Raw genomic sequence first — 16,252 nt, forward strand, 5'->3', positions numbered from 1 at the left:
CGCATGAGCCTGTCGCTTCTAAGCCGCTACGCGTTCTTCGCCTTCTGCGTGCTCTTCACCCTCGCCACCCTGCCCTTCATCCACCACGAGTGGCTCTGGCCCTTCACCCTGGTCACCGGCGTGCTGTCTCTGGTCGGCCTCCTCGACCTGCTGCAGACGCGCCACGCGGTGCGGCGCAACTACCCGATCCTGGGCAACATCCGCTACCTGGTGGAAGGCATCCGCCCGGAAATCCGCCAGTACCTGCTGGAGGCCGACGGCGACAAGCTGCCGTTCTCCCGCGCCCAGCGCTCGCTGGTCTACGCGCGGGCCAAGAACGAGGGCGCCGACAAGCCCTTCGGCACCCTGCTGGACGTCTATGAGGCCGGTTTCGAATTCATCGGCCACTCCATGCGCCCGGCGCCGCTGAGCGACCCGTCGGCCTTCCGCGTGGAAATCGGCGGGCCGCAGTGCAAGCAGCCCTATTCGGCGTCGATCTTCAACATCTCGGCCATGAGCTTCGGCTCCCTCAGCGCCAACGCCATCCGCGCCCTCAACCAGGGCGCCAAGCTCGGCGGCTTCTACCACGACACCGGCGAAGGCAGCATCAGCCCCTACCACCGCGAGCACGGCGGCGACCTGGTGTGGGAGCTGGGCAGCGGCTACTTCGGCTGCCGCACCGCCGCCGGCCTGTTCGACCCGGAGCGCTTCGCCGCCCAGGCGCAGAACCCGCAGGTGCGGATGATCGAGATCAAGCTCAGCCAGGGCGCCAAGCCGGGCCATGGCGGCATCCTGCCCAAGCACAAGGTGACCCAGGAGATTTCCGAGACCCGTGGCGTGATGATGGGCGAGGACTGCATCTCCCCCTCGCGCCACAGCGCCTTCTCCACGCCCATCGAGATGATGCAGTTCATCGCCCAGCTGCGTGAGCTGTCCGGCGGCAAGCCGGTGGGCTTCAAGTTCTGCCTGGGCCACCCCTGGGAGTTCATGGGCATCGCCAAGGCCATGCTGGCCACCGGCATCTACCCGGACTTCATCGTCGTCGACGGCAAGGAAGGCGGCACCGGCGCCGCGCCCCTGGAGTTCACCGACCACATCGGCGTGCCGCTGCGCGAGGGCCTGCTGTTCGTGCACAACGTGCTGGTGGGGCTGAACCTGCGCGACAAGATCAAGCTCGGCGCCAGCGGCAAGATCGTCAGCGCCTTCGACATCGCCAGCGTGCTCTCCATCGGTGCCGACTGGGCCAACTCCGCGCGCGGCTTCATGTTCGCCATCGGCTGCATCCAGTCGCAGAGCTGCCACACCAACAAGTGCCCCACCGGCGTCGCCACCCAGGACGCCCTGCGCCAGCGCGCCCTGGTGGTGCCGGACAAGGCCCAGCGCGTGCACAGCTTCCACCGCAACACCCTCAAGGCCCTGGCCGAAATGCTTGCCGCCGCCGGCCTCGACCACCCCTCGCAGCTGGAGCCGCGCCACCTGGTGCGCCGCGTCTCCGACAGCGAGATCCGCCTCTTCTCCCAGCTCCACGTGTTCCTCAAGCCGGGTGACCTGCTCAAGGACACGATCGAGGCCGACTTCTACGGACGCATGTGGGAAATGGCCCGCGCCGACAGCTTCGAGGCCGCCTGCGGCTGGTGACGTTCTTGTTGGCTGCGCCTTGGGGACAAGGACGTCCCCTTCACGCTTTCCTGAACGACTTCACGAGCACACCGTAAGTCTCCCCCGCAAGCTCCAGGCGCCCGTGGGTGACCCGTGCGCCGGGATAGAGCTTCGACTCCCACAGCCCGTCCGGCATCCCCTGCACCCTGGGGCCGGTGTACTTCTTGGTGGCATGGCTGGCGAAATGGCCGTTGGAAATGGCCATGAGGTCCACATCGGCGGCCCCATCCCCCGCCGGCACCTCGAGGAACCCCTTGCTCAGGTAGAACTGCACCATGCCAGTGACCGCCTCCACATCGAACTCGAGCGTGGTGTCGCCCACCGTCCAGCCGATGCAGTTGTAGCCGTCATAGCAGCCAGGGGAGGTCACGTAGACGTTGGCGCGGGTCAGGCCGGGGAAGGCAGTGCTGTAGTCCGCCCATTCCTCATCGGTGACCGGCCTGGGTAGCGAATCATGTTGCACGGTGCCAACGGCGGCGGTATTCACGGGTTTCTTCTTGGGCGGCATAGGGCACTCCATCGCTGGGCCGGGTCGTCAGTGGCAGCCTCCTAGCCCATCTGCGAGAGGATCGCTGCCAAGGACTTCTTATAGACCACCGCACATCACTCACCCAGGCTGAGCAGCCGCCAACGAGCGCTCCATCACGATGGTGCGCTCCTCGCCCCGGATGATCTGCTGCACGGCCTGAAAGCCGAGCCCCGCATAGAAGCCTTCGGCGGTGATCGACGACGGCACCTTCAACACCGCGACACCGCGCTCCCGCGCCAGCGCCTCGACCTGTTCCATCAGCCGCCGGCCGACGCCCAGCCCCTGGGCACCTGGCGCGACGAAGACGGTGCGCACCATGTCCCCGTCCAGGCTGGCGGTGCCGATCACGCAGCCCGCCGCCTCCGCCACCAGCACCTCGCGCGCTGCCAGCAGCCCCCGCACCTGCTCGGGGCCGAAGTTCGCCTGCACCGAGGCGATCACCTTGGGCGGGTAGTCGCGTGCGTTGCTCTCGGCCAGCGCCGTGAGCACCACCTGGCTGATGGCCGCAGCGTCGTCAGGGGTGGCGGTTCTGATCAGGTATTCCATGTTCGATTCCTCAAGCCCTGCCCGCCTCGGCCAGCAGCCATTCGCGGAACGCCGCCACTGCGGGACGCTCCAGAACGCCGGCCGGGTAGACAAGAAAATAGGCCAGGGCGCTGGCAACGCCCTGGTCGAAAAGCACCGCCAGGGTACCGGCCGCGAGCTCGCGATGCACAAGGGAGCGCCGCACCAGCGCCACCCCGAGACCGGCCCGGGCCGCCTCGATGGCGCCGTTGCTGTCGACGAACAGCGGCCCGCGCGTGGCGTCCACGCCCGGCACGCCGGCCGCCTCCAGCCACAGGGGCCAGTCATGGCGGTGTTCGTCGTGCAGCAGCGTGAAGCCCGCCAGCTGCGCGGGCGTCGACAGGCTTGTACCGGCGGCCAGCGCCGGGCTGCACACCGGCACCAGCTCGTCGTCCACCAGCCGCTCGGCCACCAGCCCTTCGTAGCGGCCGAAGCCGTGGCGCACCGCCAGGTCGATGCCGTCGAGGGCGAAATCCATGCGCCGGTTGGACGGGCTGATGCGCACGTCGATCCCCGGCATCCGCGCCTCGAAGCCACCCAGCCGGGGCACCAGCCACTGCAGGGCGAAGCCCGGCGTGCAGGCCAGGGTGAGCACCGCCGGCCGCGCGCGGGCGGTGATCTCGGCGGTGGCTTCACGCATCAGGCGGAAGGCCGTGCGCAGGGTGGCGAAGTAGTCCGCACCCTCGGCGGTCAGGGCCAGGCTGCGTGGCCGGCGCAGGAACAGCTGCACGCCGAGGGCCGCCTCCAGCTCCTTCACCTGCAGGCTCACCGCCCCCGGCGTCACACAGAGTTCACGGGCGGCCAGGGTCACGCTGAGGTGGCGGGCCGCCGCTTCGAAGGCGCGCAGCGCGCTGAGGGAAGGCAAGGTGCTCATGCTTTAGAAAAACTCGATCATCCATGGAAAAAAGCTCGTTTGTCATACCGAGCCCCGTCCGAACAATAGGGAGCCACAGACGGCATTCAAGCGACCGCCTGCAACGAATGGAACTCAAGCAAGGAGACAGGCGATGAACACGCAGAACGTCATGGGCGCACGTGAATGGGGCATGCTGGTGGCCCTCTCCATCCTCTGGGGCGGTTCGTTCTTCTTCGTCGGCATCGCCGTGAAGGAATTGCCCCCCTTCAGCATCGTCATGGCCCGCATCGGCCTCGCCGCCATCGCCCTCCTGGCCCTGGTGCACCTCATGGGCCTGCGGATGCCGCGCGATCCCCGCGTATGGCTGGCGTTCTTCGCCATGGGGCTGCTCAACAACCTCATTCCCTTCTGCCTCATCGTCTGGGGCCAGCCCCACATTGCCAGCGGCCTGGCTTCCATCCTCAACGCCAGCACGCCGCTGTTCTCGGTGCTGGTGGCGCACCTGCTGACCCAGGACGAGAAGATGACCGGCCGCAAGCTCGCCGGCGTGCTCATCGGCCTGGCCGGCGTCGCCACCCTCATCGGCCCCGCCGCGCTGTCGGGGCTCGGCAGCCACATCTGGGCACAGCTGGCGATGCTCGGCGCCGCGCTGTCCTATGCCTTCGCCGGTATTTTCGGCCGCCGCTTCAAGGCCATGGGCGTGCCGCCGATGATCACCGCCACCGGGCAGATCAGCGCCTCGACCCTGCTGCTGATCCCCGTCGCCCTGCTGGTGGACCACCCCTGGACCCTGCCCCTGCCCGGCCCCGCCACCTGGGCCGCGCTGGCCGGCATCGCCCTGCTCTCCACCGCCCTGGCCTACGTGCTGTACTTCCGCATCCTCGCCAGCGCCGGCGCCACCAACCTGATGCTGGTGACCTTCCTCATCCCGGTCAGCGCCATCCTCCTCGGCGCCCTGGTGCTGGGCGAACAGCTGGAGGCCCAGCACTTCATCGGCATGACCCTGATCGCCGCCGGCCTCGCCGCCCTCGACGGCCGCCTGGTCGACGCCCTGCGCCCGAAACCGCGCCACACCGACCGCGACAGCTTCCTCGGCAAGGACATCTAGCAAGCTGCCAGCCCCTCACGGGGCACCCGACGCAAGGCAAAAAATAATCTGCAACTCACCTTTCGGTGCCCGGTCTATGGTTAGCGAAGGTCGTCCCGCACGGTTCGCGTTCGCGCGCGGGCCAATGCGGCGGCGACTCCACTCAAGCCCGCCGTCGACCGGACAAAGGAGTTGCCCCACGTGAAGTGCTTGATCTGCGAACACGAAGCCAAACCCCTGGATTCGGGCGGCCCCGGCCTCGCCCTGCGCTGCCGGGAATGTGGCAGCTACCAGGTGGACGATCGCCTCCTGGCCCGCCTGCGCCAGGGGCGCGACATCCTCGATGAACAACAGGCACGCATCCGCCTGCACGTGCGCCGCGCCGGCCACCACGGCCTGCCAAGGCTGGACGCCGCCGACGCCGACCTGCTGCAACCCCGCCCGCGGATCGACGACTGGATTCGCGATATTTCCAGTTGCTGAAGGCGTTGCCGGGGCGCCAACCGTCGGCAGCCCCGGCGACCGTCGGGAATGAGCGCGCCCAAGGGTGCCGAGCACGCGCTGTACGGCTACAATTCGCGCCCTGCACCGTGCCGGAAGCCTTTTTGCCATGTCCCTACCCAAACACCACCTCGAACTGCTCAGCCCTGCCCGCGATGTACACATCGCCCGCGAGGCCATCCTGCATGGCGCCGATGCCGTGTACATCGGCGGCCCGAGCTTCGGCGCGCGGCACAACGCCTGCAACGAGGTGGCCGATATCGCCCAGCTGGTGGAGTTCGCCCGGCGCTTCCACGCCCGCGTGTTCGTCACCATCAACACCATCCTCCACGATGACGAGCTGGAGCCGGCGCGCGCGCTGATCCACCAGCTGTACGACGCCGGCGTCGACGCGCTGATCGTCCAGGACATGGGCGTGATGGAACTGGACATCCCGCCGATCGAGCTGCACGCCAGCACCCAGACCGACATCCGCACCCTGGAGCGGGCCAAGTTCCTCGACCAGGCCGGCTTCTCCCAGCTGGTGCTGGCCCGCGAGCTGGACCTCAAGCAGATCCGCGCCATCGCCGACGAGACCGACGCGGCCATCGAATTCTTCATCCACGGTGCGCTGTGCGTGGCCTTCTCCGGCCAGTGCAATATCTCCCACGCCCAGACCGGCCGCAGTGCCAACCGGGGCGACTGCTCCCAGGCCTGCCGCCTGCCCTACACCCTGAAGGATGACCAGGGCCGCGTCGTCGCCTTCGAGAAGCACCTGCTGTCCATGAAGGACAACAACCAGAGCGCCAACCTCAGCGCCCTGGTGGATGCCGGCGTGCGCTCCTTCAAGATCGAAGGGCGCTACAAGGACATGGGCTACGTGAAGAACATCACCGCCTACTACCGCCAGCGCCTGGACGGCATCCTCGAGAACCGCCCGGACCTGGCCCGCGCCTCCAGCGGCCGCACCGACCACTTCTTCGTGCCGGACCCGGACAAGACCTTCCACCGCGGCAGCACCGACTACTTCGTCACCGACCGCAAGATCGACATCGGCGCCTTCGATTCCCCCACCTTCACCGGCCTGCTGGTGGGCAACGTCGAGAAGGTCAACAAGCGCGACCTGCTGGTGGTGACCCAGGAGCCGCTGTCCAACGGCGACGGCCTCAACGTGCTGGTCAAGCGCGAGGTGGTGGGCTTCCGCGCCAACATCGCCGAGCCCAAGGGCGAGTTCGAGGAAGACGGCCAGAAGCGCTACCGCTACCGCGTCGAGCCCAACGAGATGCCCGAGGGCCTGTTCCGCCTGCGCCCCAACCACCCGCTCTCGCGCAACCTCGACCACAACTGGCAGCAGGCCCTGCAGAAGACCTCGTCCGAGCGCCGCATCGGCCTCTCCTGGGTCGCCAAGCTGCGTGAAGAGCGCCTGGAACTGACCGCCACCAGCGAGGAAGGCGTCAGCGCCAGCGTCGCCCTGGACGGCCCCTTCGGCGCCGCCAACAAGCCCGAGCAGGCCCTCGAACAGCTGCACGACCTGCTCGGCCAGCTGGGCACCACGATGTACCACGCCGACGCTGTGGAGCTGGACGCGCCCCAGGCCTTCTTCATCCCCAACTCCCAGCTCAAGGCCCTGCGCCGCGAAGCCATCGAGGCACTGACCGCAGCCCGCGTCGCCGCCCACCCGCGCGGTGGCCGCAAGCCCGTCGCCGTGCCGCCGCCGGTGTACCCGGAGGCACACCTGTCGTTCCTCTACAACGTCTACAACCAGAAGGCGCGGGACTTCTACCACCGCTACGGCGTGCAACTGATCGACGCCGCCTACGAGGCCCACGAGGAAGCCGGCGAAGTGCCGGTGATGATCACCAAGCACTGCCTGCGCTTCTCCTTCAACCTCTGCCCCAAGCAGGCCAAGGGCGTGACCGGCGTGCGCACCAAGGTCGCACCGATGCAGCTGGTGCACGGCGATGAAGTGCTGACCTTGAAGTTCGACTGCAAGCCCTGCGAAATGCACGTCATCGGCAAGATGAAGGGCCACATCCTCGACCTGCCGCAACCTGGCAGCGCCGCGGCCCAGGTGGTCGGCCACATCAGCCCGGATGACCTGATGAAAACCATCCGCAACCGCGCTCCGCACTAAGCCCCCGCCCAACCACGCCCCCGTAGCCCGGGCTTCCGCCCGGGGCGGGACGCACATAGAGCCCCCGGACTGAAGTCCGGGCTACCCCAGGCCCCTCAAGCCTGGCGGGCCTGGTGCGCTCCGCTGGCAGCCAGCCGCGCACGCCGTATCGCCCGTCGCGCCCGGGGGAAATAGCCCCACTCCCCGGGCAGCACACGCCAGGCCAGCCGCAGGAACCCGGCGAGCAGACGCAGCCGGCGCTGGTCCGACGCCGTCCACCGCAGCCCCAGCCGCTCACGCAATACCGGCGGCAAGGTGCCCCGCGCCACCCAGCGCACGCCGCCCACCAGCACCGGCTGCAGGCACCACCACAGCGGGCCGCGCATCCAGGGATAGGGCGCCTGCAAATCCCCGGTCGAGCCGAAGTACCAGGTGGTGATCTCCGTCGGCTGGAGGCGTTGCTCCAGCATCCGCTGCCAGTAGCCCTGGAAGGCGACGTAGCTCTCCGGCACCTGCCCCATCGGCAATCCATAGAGGGCATACCAGTGGACGGACTCCTGGTAGAGGCGCTCGCATTGCTGTTCGTCCAGGGGCGCACCGAGCCACTGCTGCAGGGCGATCTGCGCCTCGAAGAAGGTCGCGTGGGCCCAGTAGAACAGCTCGGGGCTGAGAGCGTGGTAGGGCCGTCCCTCCCCGTCCTGGCCCTTGATATCGCGATGGAAGGAGCGCACCTGCAAAGCGGTGCCGGCAGCCTGGCCGCCGTCGTAGACCACGCCCAGGATGGGCGGGATGGAGCGCAGCAGGCGGTTCCAGGGGTTGGCGAACAGGTCGGAGTGCTGCAGCACGCCGGCGGCCAGGCCCGGGTGCATGTTCTGCAGTATGCCGGTGCGCCCGATCAGCAGCAGGCCGCGCAGGTCGCCGAAGTAGCGCCAGGTGAGTGAGTCCGGCCCCAGCGGGCTTGGCGGGGCGGGTGGATGGGCGGGCTGAGCGAGGTCTGGTGCTTGCATGAAAGCGGCTCCGGCAAGGGCTTGGAAACGCCCTCACGCTAATGCGACTATCCGCTCGCATTCAATTCGCGTCCGGAGCCCGCCATGCGCAAGCAGCCCCGCCAGCAACGCTCGCAACAGATGGTCGCCGACCTGGTGGAAGCCTGCGCCCGGGTCATCGCCCGCGACGGCCTGGCACGCCTGAGCACCAACCTCATCGCCGCCGAGGCCGGGGTCAGTGTCGGTTCGCTCTATCAGTACTTCGCCAGCAAGGAAGCCCTGGTCGAGGCCCTGCTCGACCGCATGAGCCAGGCGCTGGCCGACGTGGTCCGCGACAACGCCACGGCCTTGCTGGCGGACGACGTGCATACCGCCGTGGAGCGCCTGCTGCAGGCGGTATTCGCATTCATCGACCGCAACGCCAGCCTGCACCTCGAACTGGCGCGCCACTGGCAGGACTTGCGCACGCTGAAGGTGGTCGACGAGATGGAGCGGCACCTGTTCGACTTCTGCCGCCTCTACCTGCTGCGCCACCTGCGGGAAATCCCCATCGACAACCCGCTGCCCACGCTCTACGTCGTCATCAACAGCGCGCTGATGACCATCATCCGCTTCATGAGCCATCCCCAGCCGCCGCTCACGCGCAGCGAACTGATCGGCGCCTTGAGCGACATGTTCGCGGCCTATATGGCCAGCCTGGCCAAGGCGAAGTAAGGGCGACAAGCTCTCACCCCTACCGTAGCCGGGCTTCAGCCCGGGAACCGATGCGCACAAAACTCCCGGACTGAAGTCCGGGCTACATACGGTGACTATGCGAATTGAGAACCGAAGATGAACGCGAGCCGTAGGGTGTGCCGTGCGCACCTCCGCACGGCGCTTCCGACGGGCTGCCCTTTGCCTCCGTCAGTTACACGGCTCGGTTTGCACGTCACCGCTCCAGGTTGGCTGGCGACGCAGGTTGATAATCTGCAGCAGGGCACCCAGCGCTGCGACACCGCCCGCACTGGCGGTCAGGATCCAGATAGGCATCTGCAACAGCAGCACGAAGCCACCAGCCGCCGCGCCGATGGCGCTACCCAGGTAGAGCGCCGACTCGTTCAACGCGATAGCCAGGTTGCCATCACCCTGTGCCTGACGTGCCAGGATCAGCTCGTTGTTCTGCGGTACTTGCAGCGCCCATCCAACCGCGCCCCACAGCGCGATAGGCAGCATCACCAGCCAGGTGCTGAAGGCAGCCGCAAGTGGAAGCACGAACAACGACACGGCGAGAATCAGCATGATGACGAAGGTCAGTACCGGGCCCTTGATGCGGTCCACCAGTGGGCCGATCAGGAAGCTGCCCAACACACCGCCGATACCCCAGACCCACAGATAGGGGGTGACCGAATGCACCCCACCATAGGACGGATCAGCCAGCAGCGGAGCGATGAAGGTGTACATGCCCAAACTGGCGACGGCAGCCAGCAGCGACACCAGCAGGATGACCAGCACATGGCCGTCGCCGAGAATAGCCAGCTTCTGGCCCAGTGTGGTGGCAGCGGCTGCCGGTAAGGACGGGAGCTTCAGCAGCAGGCCGAAGAAGGCCACCAGGCCGAGAAGGGAAACCAGCCATAGGGCAGCCTGCCAGCCCAGCTGTTCTGCGATCAGCAGGCTGAGTGGAACGCCCAGCACTACACCACTGGCCATGCCACCCATGATGATTGCAATGGCTTTTCCGCGATGTTCCGGGGTGGAGACGGCAGTCGAGGCACCGATACCCATGGCGAGATAGACGCCGGCCCCAATGCCGGCGATGGCACGCCAGGCCATCAGCGCGGTGAAGCTCTCGGCTAGCGCACTGGCTGCGTTGGCGATGACGAACAGGCCTAGTGCCAGCAGCAGGCCGGCGCGCTGATGGTGTGCTGGCGTCAAAGCCACGAAGATCGGTGAACCCAGGCCATAGGCCAGTGTGAATGCGGTGACCAACTGTGCGGCCACCGCGACAGAGACTGCGAACGAGGCCTCGATCATCGGGATCAGCCCGGCTGTGACATAGGAGGCCATGCCGAGGGCAAAGGCCCCCAGCGCAATCAGGTATATGGGGGACTGGTTGAGTGTGCGCATGCTCGGACTCCATTGCGTTGCAGGAACGCGTAAATGGTTCGGCGAAGGGATGCGGCCGCTATCGAACATAAGCGTCACTGGCATAGCTGTGATCAAAGAAGGGGCAAACGCCAGCGAGCATGGTCAGGCCTTATCGGGGTGGGCGCCACAGCTGGCAGCCCTATGGTGACCGACGTGCATCGCCTGTCTGTCTCGATGCGAAACCATGAGCCTGCAGTCGGGCGCGAGACAGTAGGCTGAAACCATGGTGAGCTGGAAATAGGGAAAAGCCCCTGGAAGTGCACGAAGCTTCTGAAGCCAAGATGGGCATCGACACGATGAACCGGACTACCGGGAGGTGGAGATGCGCATACGGCAACCTGCCGCAGTGGAGCTAACCATTGCGCTCGAATCCGGACGAGTGCGCTGCCAAACCGACTGTGCCGCCTGAATGAACGGCCATATCAATCCCGACGAATTGATAAAGCCATCCGCAAATGCGCACCGCACTGGCCACTCCTTGCGCTCGAGGGGATGACGCCCTTGGCCCGGTTCAAGTCGGGGCTACATCCCATACAGCCCTCCGCACGCGTGCGAATTACGACGTTCTGGTAGTCCACCAATACCGTTGACGACGGCAACGCAGGCAGGTTTCTACGGAGCGCCCAACAACAGCGTCCAATAAATCCCACCCGCCTTCGCCGCTGGCGACTGGGCACCGCCCAGGTCGGTGAACAGCGGGCTCATGAGGCGCGAACACTCCTCGGGGCTGGCCAGCCAGCCCTGCACAGCGCTTGCTGCCGAGCCCATGCCAGCGGCGATGCTTTCCGCCACCCGCGTGCCCGTATAGCCCGCGCTGCGCGCCCTATCCGCCGGCGCGCTGCCGTCGGTGCCCTGGTGGGCGAAGAAACCGTTTAGCGCCATCGACTGGCTGTGAGAGGTCGCCGCCGCAGCCAGGGCCTGGTTCCAGGTCAGCGGCGGCGCCGAAGCGAAGGGCTCGCCCCCGCAGAGGCGTGGCTGCGCCCGCGCCGCGTTCACCTGCTCCAGCAGCGCCGACACCGGCGACGGCCCGCCGGTCACGGCCGCACTGTGCAACGGCCGGGCGAAGGTCACCCGCCACACCGGCCCCGCCTGGCTCACGCCCACATCGACGAACTGCGGGTTCAGCAGCATATCGCAATACCCCAGCAGCGCCTTGAACGCCGCCTGGGCATCGGCCGGGCCAGTGAGGAGAATGGTGCGCACATCCCCCGGCCGGTAGCCGGACTGCTCCAGCGCCGCCCGCCAGGTTTCGCCATTGCCGGTGGGCAGCGCCAGGCGCGGGTCACTGGCCAAAGGCGTAAGCGCAACGGTGGGCTGGTTGCCGCAGTTCTGCGGCTGGGCGCGGTAGGCATTGATGGCATCGACCAGCACCGCCTCCTCGGCAGCGGAAGCACCGGTGGCGAGCAACAGGCCGAGCGCGAAGGTGAAGGCGCGGATGGGCAAGGCAGCAAATGGGCGCATGGCTCGAACCTCATATAAAGGAAGTCGGGCAACCACGGCGCCAGCCCGGGCGCCACGGCACCCGGGGGTTCGCAAGCCCGTGAAGGTTGGAACCGCAACGGCGCCGCCGAGTTCAGCGGCGCCCAAAGGGGTGGCGCAGCCCTAGCCCGCCACCACCCTGCCCCGCTGCCTATCAGGGCACCTGGCGCCCCAAAGGCAACCCGACCATCTCCACCAGCCGCAGGTAATCCTCATAGTTGCTGCGCGACAGGTGGATCACCGCATCCATCAACGCGCCCTCCCGGTAACCATCGAGAAACGGCCCCGGCACGCCATCGTGCAGGGACACGTTTTCCAGAATCACCTCGGCAATTACCAGGGTGGTATGCAGGCGCGCATCCAGGCCCTGGACCAATTGCTGGAGGCGGCGTTGTTCGTGAGTGATATCGCTCATGCCGAAACCTCCCCGTGGGTGGGAAGGATGGGGTGCAGGGCTGAGCGGTAGAGAACGAGACGGGTGAATGCGTCGTGCATGGTGGCTCTCCAATGTTGGATTGAAGGCCGCCACATTCGCTGTCAGTCGAAGGGTGGCAGGCCACGCGGGGTTGACAGACCGGCAACATTGGAACCGGCAGACCGCGAGGGTCTCCCCGCGCGACCTGCCATAAAGCAGAGCAGTTGTGAAAACTGCATGCGTGCTGATGCCTGCAAAAAACGTTCGCCGTTTTTCGCATGCACCTTCAGGCGCATTCGCGCCAATGTTGTTTCGGGCTGTCAAACCCGGCCACGGGACTTACCGTGGCCGGTGCAGGATAGGGATGAGGGGGCGGGAGGGCAAGCAACTAAAAGCGGCAAGCGGTTAGCCTACTTGAGTAGACCCAGTCTTCAGCAGAACCCGGCACGGTTCTGTTTACCTATGCGCCATCCATCCTAGCCCTACAGTGCGAGCTCTCTGACTGAACCACTGCAGCGATCATAGCGACGAGAATCCAGTACTGAACGAAAGGATTACTTGCGCAATACGCTGCTTATTGGCTAATTTCAAACAACGCTACTGGCGATGCGCCATCCAAGTCGCATCACCTAACAGGATGTCAGTTCATTGGACCAATTAGCCGATTCGGTTCGGCGCGAAAAGGAAAGCACTATGGGCCTTTGGCAGCAATCCCTCGCACCTCGTCTTAGCGATCAATTACTCGACCATCAATATTTTCGACTTAGACACTTCTTAATCTTTCGCTGCCCCGTACCTGCAGTTTTTCATAAAAGACAAATCCCACATAGCATAAACCGGCGCCAGCAGATCGAAGACTAGCGATAGCCAAATATTTAAAAGAGACCAAGATGCCCATTAGCTTTGAAGTATTAATTGACGAGCTATTTCTAACCTTCGTTCCAGAAAGCGAAATCCAGCCCGCACACAACAAAAACGTCCTCTGCATGATCAATCACTTCGAGGACGGCAAATGGATGTTCAAGAAATTCCAAAATTTTATTTGGGACAACATCGGCGAGACATCTCTATCATTTAAAGAAAGAGCTTCACTAGTAAACCACTCCCTCCTTACCGAGGCAGCGAAAAACTTAAGGCTCACTGATAAAGACGGAGACATAAGCGAAGGAAGCGAACTTGCAGAAATTGTCCTGTACGGAATCATGAAACACCAATACGGGGCATTACCAGTAGTACCTAAAATATTCCACAAACAGAACTCACAGGACACTGCCAAAGGCGCAGACAGCGTCCACATAACCATCAAAGATGGCGATTATTCTTTATGGTTTGGGGAGGCAAAATTTTACAACAGCATTGAAGATGCACGTCTCCCCGAGATAATAAAATCCGTTGAAAACTCCCTCAATACCAACAAGCTAAAGAAAGAAAACAGCATAATACTTAACACCAAAGACCTAGAATCAGTAGTGCAAGACGAATCCATACTTAGAAAAATACAAACAGCACTATCCCCGCAAGAATCCATTGATCCGCTAAAATCAAAAATCAACATCCCAATACTACTTCTACATGAGTGTCAAATAACTAAAAACCAAACAACCCTGACTACGGAATATAAAAAAGAAATACTCACATACCATCAGAACAGAGCATCAGCATATTTCTCTAAACAAGCAAAAAAAATCGGAAGCATTCATAAATACAGCGAAATAAAATTCCACTTGATTCTATTTCCCGTACCTTCAAAAGAAGAAATCGTAAAAAAATTCCTAGCCAATGTTGAACACTACAAGGATCAGTAGAAATGGAGATTTTTGAGAGGTGCCAGGAGATAAATACCCTTCTAAGCCAAAGCAATGAACAGGCAGCTAGAAATGAATTAATCAAACTGCTTGATCACCATGAGAAGTACAAAATCCCTTACACACCACTTATAAACTCACTAATAAGAGAGACTGGCCTTTTCCCATACCTCAAACCAGACACCGCTTCTTGGCAGGACCGCTTCGTCTTTGAAGCATTTAAGGTGGATACTGGGCTAGAATTCCCTATCACCCTACATAGAGAGCAATCATCTCTTCTAAAACAACTTTTAGATGGTACAAATTTAGCCGTAAGTGCTCCAACCAGCTTTGGAAAGAGCTTTGTTATAGACGCCTTTATCTCCATTAAAAACCCAGACAACGTTGTAATAATAGTACCAACAATTGCCCTGACTGATGAAACGCGCCGCAGGCTTTACCCTAAGTTTTCTGACACCCATAAAATCATCACAACAACAGAGTCCGAACCAGCTGACCGAAATATATTTATATTTCCACAAGAAAGAGCTCTTTCATATATAAGCAAGATCAAAACAATTGATATTCTTGTCATCGATGAATTCTATAAAGCAAGTAAACTATTCGATAAAGAACGATCCTCTTCACTTTTACGTGCCATTTTAAAGCTTGGCTCCATAGCAAAGCAGCGATATTTCCTCGCCCCAAATATATCCCGTATAAATGAAAACCCATTCACCAGAGACATGAAATTCATCTCTCTCGACTTTAATACTGTATACCTAGACAAAAAGGACTATTCCGGCGAAATTGGCGGCAACGAAAATAAAAAATCCAAAGCCCTAGTCGACATATTATCCAAGAATCATGGAAAATCTTTAATATATGCCGGCACCTACGCAGACATTGACAGAGTTTCCGAGATAATAAAGAAAAATATCAAAAACTCAGAAACCCCTCTACTCACAAGTTTTGCAAACTGGTTAGAGAGCAACTACTCAGCGAACTGGGATTTGATTTCTTTGGTAAAAAAATCCACAGGGATACACAACGGACAAATTCATAGATCATTAAGCCAGCTCCAAGTTAAATTATTTGAAGAACCACATGGACTTAACAAAATCGTATCAACCTCATCAATAATCGAGGGAGTTAATACATCAGCCGAAAACGTGATCATATGGAGAAATAAAAATGGCAAGTCGAAACTCAACGACTTCACTTATAAGAACATAATTGGCCGCGGCGGGAGGATGTTTAAACACTTCATAGGGAAGATATTCATATTGGATGCCCCCCCTGAGGAAGAGGCTACACTGCTCAACCTGACCCTGCCGGACGAGATTCTTCCTGACATTTCCTCCAGCAAGTACAAACAAGATCTAACAAATGAACAAATAGCAAAAATAATATCTTATCAAGATGAGATGCAAGAGCTTCTTGGATTTGACTATGAGAGCCTCCAAAAATCCGGCACCCTACAAGGAGACGCAAATTTAATCAGACACATAGCAAGAGATATGAAGGAGAACCCATCAGAGTGGAATGGCCTTGCATTCCTAAACTCTGAAACCCCATACCATTGGGAGAGACCACTGTACAAAGCAATTAACCTACTGCCAGGAAAATGGGATATCGAGTACAGTAAATTTGTGGCCTTTGTTAAAATTCTTTCCAAAAACTGGACACACTCAATCCCACAACTACTAGATGAACTAGCACAACACCGAATAGATATTTCATCATTTTTCATGCTAGAGAGAAATGTATCATTCAAACTCTCCTCATTACTGAACGACATAAACACCCTACAGAAATCAATATTCAAAAACTCAAATGTAGAAATCTCTTCGTTTTCCACAAAACTATCTCATGCCTTCCTTCCTTCTGTAGTTTATGACCTGGAAGAGTACGGCCTGCCTAGAATGATCTCAAAGAAACTCCACAAATATAAAATCATAAATTTTCTAAACGAAGAACTGACCATACATGACACCATAAAACTTCTTAACGATTATTCTGCTGACTACATTTATAAATCGATACACTTCACTGAATTTGAGAAATATATAATCAATTACTTCTTTGAAGGAATTCGAAAGCCACAGCAATTCTAAGAATAAAACCACTCACTTAATAACTATTCGCTCCTTACCAAAGCAGAACGGCAAGTATTATTCCCATACGAGCAATGAGC

14 protein-coding genes are annotated in these 16,252 nt (G+C 61.0%); 7 read left to right on the top strand and 7 right to left on the bottom strand.

Annotation, left to right across the window (positions count from 1 at the left end):
• The first annotated feature begins 3 nt into the window (after positions 1-3).
• Positions 4-1,617, top strand: a complete 1,614-nt coding sequence (locus DMX10_RS13650; protein ID WP_111261570.1) for an FMN-binding glutamate synthase family protein — start codon at positions 4-6, stop codon at positions 1,615-1,617.
• Positions 1,618-1,657: 40 nt separating this feature from the next.
• On the opposite strand, the gene DMX10_RS13655 is transcribed toward DMX10_RS13650, so the two are convergent.
• The 3 genes from DMX10_RS13655 to gcvA all read right to left on the bottom strand — a co-directional run bounded on the left by DMX10_RS13655 (position 1,658) and on the right by gcvA (position 3,605).
• Positions 1,658-2,146 (bottom strand): hypothetical protein, encoded by a 489-nt coding sequence (locus DMX10_RS13655; RefSeq protein WP_111261571.1) that lies wholly within the window; start codon positions 2,144-2,146, stop codon positions 1,658-1,660.
• Positions 2,147-2,245: 99 nt separating this feature from the next.
• A complete protein-coding gene (locus DMX10_RS13660; RefSeq protein WP_111261572.1) occupies positions 2,246-2,713 on the bottom strand; it encodes a GNAT family N-acetyltransferase in 468 nt (155 codons plus the stop codon).
• A 10-nt stretch (positions 2,714-2,723) separates the two neighbouring features.
• Positions 2,724-3,605 carry a transcriptional regulator GcvA gene (gene gcvA / locus DMX10_RS13665; RefSeq protein ID WP_111261573.1) on the bottom strand — a complete coding sequence of 294 codons (882 nt, stop codon included), beginning with the start codon at positions 3,603-3,605 and terminating at the stop codon, positions 2,724-2,726.
• Positions 3,606-3,738: 133 nt separating this feature from the next.
• Here gcvA and DMX10_RS13670 point away from each other — a divergent pair, with 133 nt between their 5' ends.
• The 3 genes from DMX10_RS13670 (at position 3,739) to DMX10_RS13680 (ending at position 7,288) form a co-directional block, all read left to right on the top strand.
• A complete protein-coding gene (locus DMX10_RS13670) occupies positions 3,739-4,695 on the top strand; it encodes a DMT family transporter (RefSeq protein WP_256604801.1) in 957 nt (318 codons plus the stop codon).
• Between the two features lie 180 nt (positions 4,696-4,875).
• Positions 4,876-5,157, top strand: coding sequence for a hypothetical protein (locus DMX10_RS13675; protein WP_111261574.1), 282 nt, complete (start codon positions 4,876-4,878; stop codon positions 5,155-5,157).
• Between the two features lie 127 nt (positions 5,158-5,284).
• Positions 5,285-7,288 carry a U32 family peptidase gene (locus DMX10_RS13680; RefSeq protein WP_111261575.1) on the top strand — a complete coding sequence of 668 codons (2,004 nt, stop codon included), beginning with the start codon at positions 5,285-5,287 and terminating at the stop codon, positions 7,286-7,288.
• Positions 7,289-7,383: 95 nt separating this feature from the next.
• On the opposite strand, the gene DMX10_RS13685 is transcribed toward DMX10_RS13680, so the two are convergent.
• Positions 7,384-8,274, bottom strand: coding sequence for an oxygenase MpaB family protein (locus DMX10_RS13685; RefSeq protein ID WP_111261576.1), 891 nt, complete (start codon positions 8,272-8,274; stop codon positions 7,384-7,386).
• A gap of 84 nt (positions 8,275-8,358) precedes the next feature.
• Between DMX10_RS13685 and DMX10_RS13690 the strand changes: the two genes are divergently transcribed.
• Complete coding sequence (locus DMX10_RS13690; RefSeq protein WP_111261577.1) at positions 8,359-8,967, top strand: TetR/AcrR family transcriptional regulator; 609 nt, start codon at positions 8,359-8,361, stop codon at positions 8,965-8,967.
• A 189-nt stretch (positions 8,968-9,156) separates the two neighbouring features.
• On the opposite strand, the gene DMX10_RS13695 is transcribed toward DMX10_RS13690, so the two are convergent.
• From DMX10_RS13695 to DMX10_RS13705, 3 genes are all read right to left on the bottom strand, one after another.
• Positions 9,157-10,356 (bottom strand): MFS transporter, encoded by a 1,200-nt coding sequence (locus DMX10_RS13695; RefSeq protein WP_111261578.1) that lies wholly within the window; start codon positions 10,354-10,356, stop codon positions 9,157-9,159.
• Between the two features lie 633 nt (positions 10,357-10,989).
• Positions 10,990-11,838, bottom strand: coding sequence for a CAP domain-containing protein (locus DMX10_RS13700; protein ID WP_111261579.1), 849 nt, complete (start codon positions 11,836-11,838; stop codon positions 10,990-10,992).
• 172 nt (positions 11,839-12,010) lie between these two features.
• Positions 12,011-12,271 (bottom strand): hypothetical protein, encoded by a 261-nt coding sequence (locus tag DMX10_RS13705; RefSeq protein ID WP_021221747.1) that lies wholly within the window; start codon positions 12,269-12,271, stop codon positions 12,011-12,013.
• 890 nt (positions 12,272-13,161) lie between these two features.
• Here DMX10_RS13705 and DMX10_RS13710 point away from each other — a divergent pair.
• Together DMX10_RS13710 and DMX10_RS13715 are read left to right on the top strand one after the other, a co-directional pair.
• The gene (locus tag DMX10_RS13710) at positions 13,162-14,076 is read left to right on the top strand and encodes a DUF1837 domain-containing protein (RefSeq protein ID WP_111261580.1); all 915 of its coding nucleotides are present in this window, start codon (positions 13,162-13,164) and stop codon (positions 14,074-14,076) included.
• A 2-nt stretch (positions 14,077-14,078) separates the two neighbouring features.
• Positions 14,079-16,172, top strand: a complete 2,094-nt coding sequence (locus tag DMX10_RS13715; RefSeq protein ID WP_111261581.1) for a DEAD/DEAH box helicase — start codon at positions 14,079-14,081, stop codon at positions 16,170-16,172.
• Positions 16,173-16,252: the final 80 nt, after the last annotated feature.

Origin of the sequence: Pseudomonas sp. 57B-090624, from assembly GCF_003234055.1 — a bacterium.
Taxonomy (GTDB): Bacteria; Pseudomonadota; Gammaproteobacteria; order Pseudomonadales; family Pseudomonadaceae; genus Metapseudomonas; species Metapseudomonas tohonis.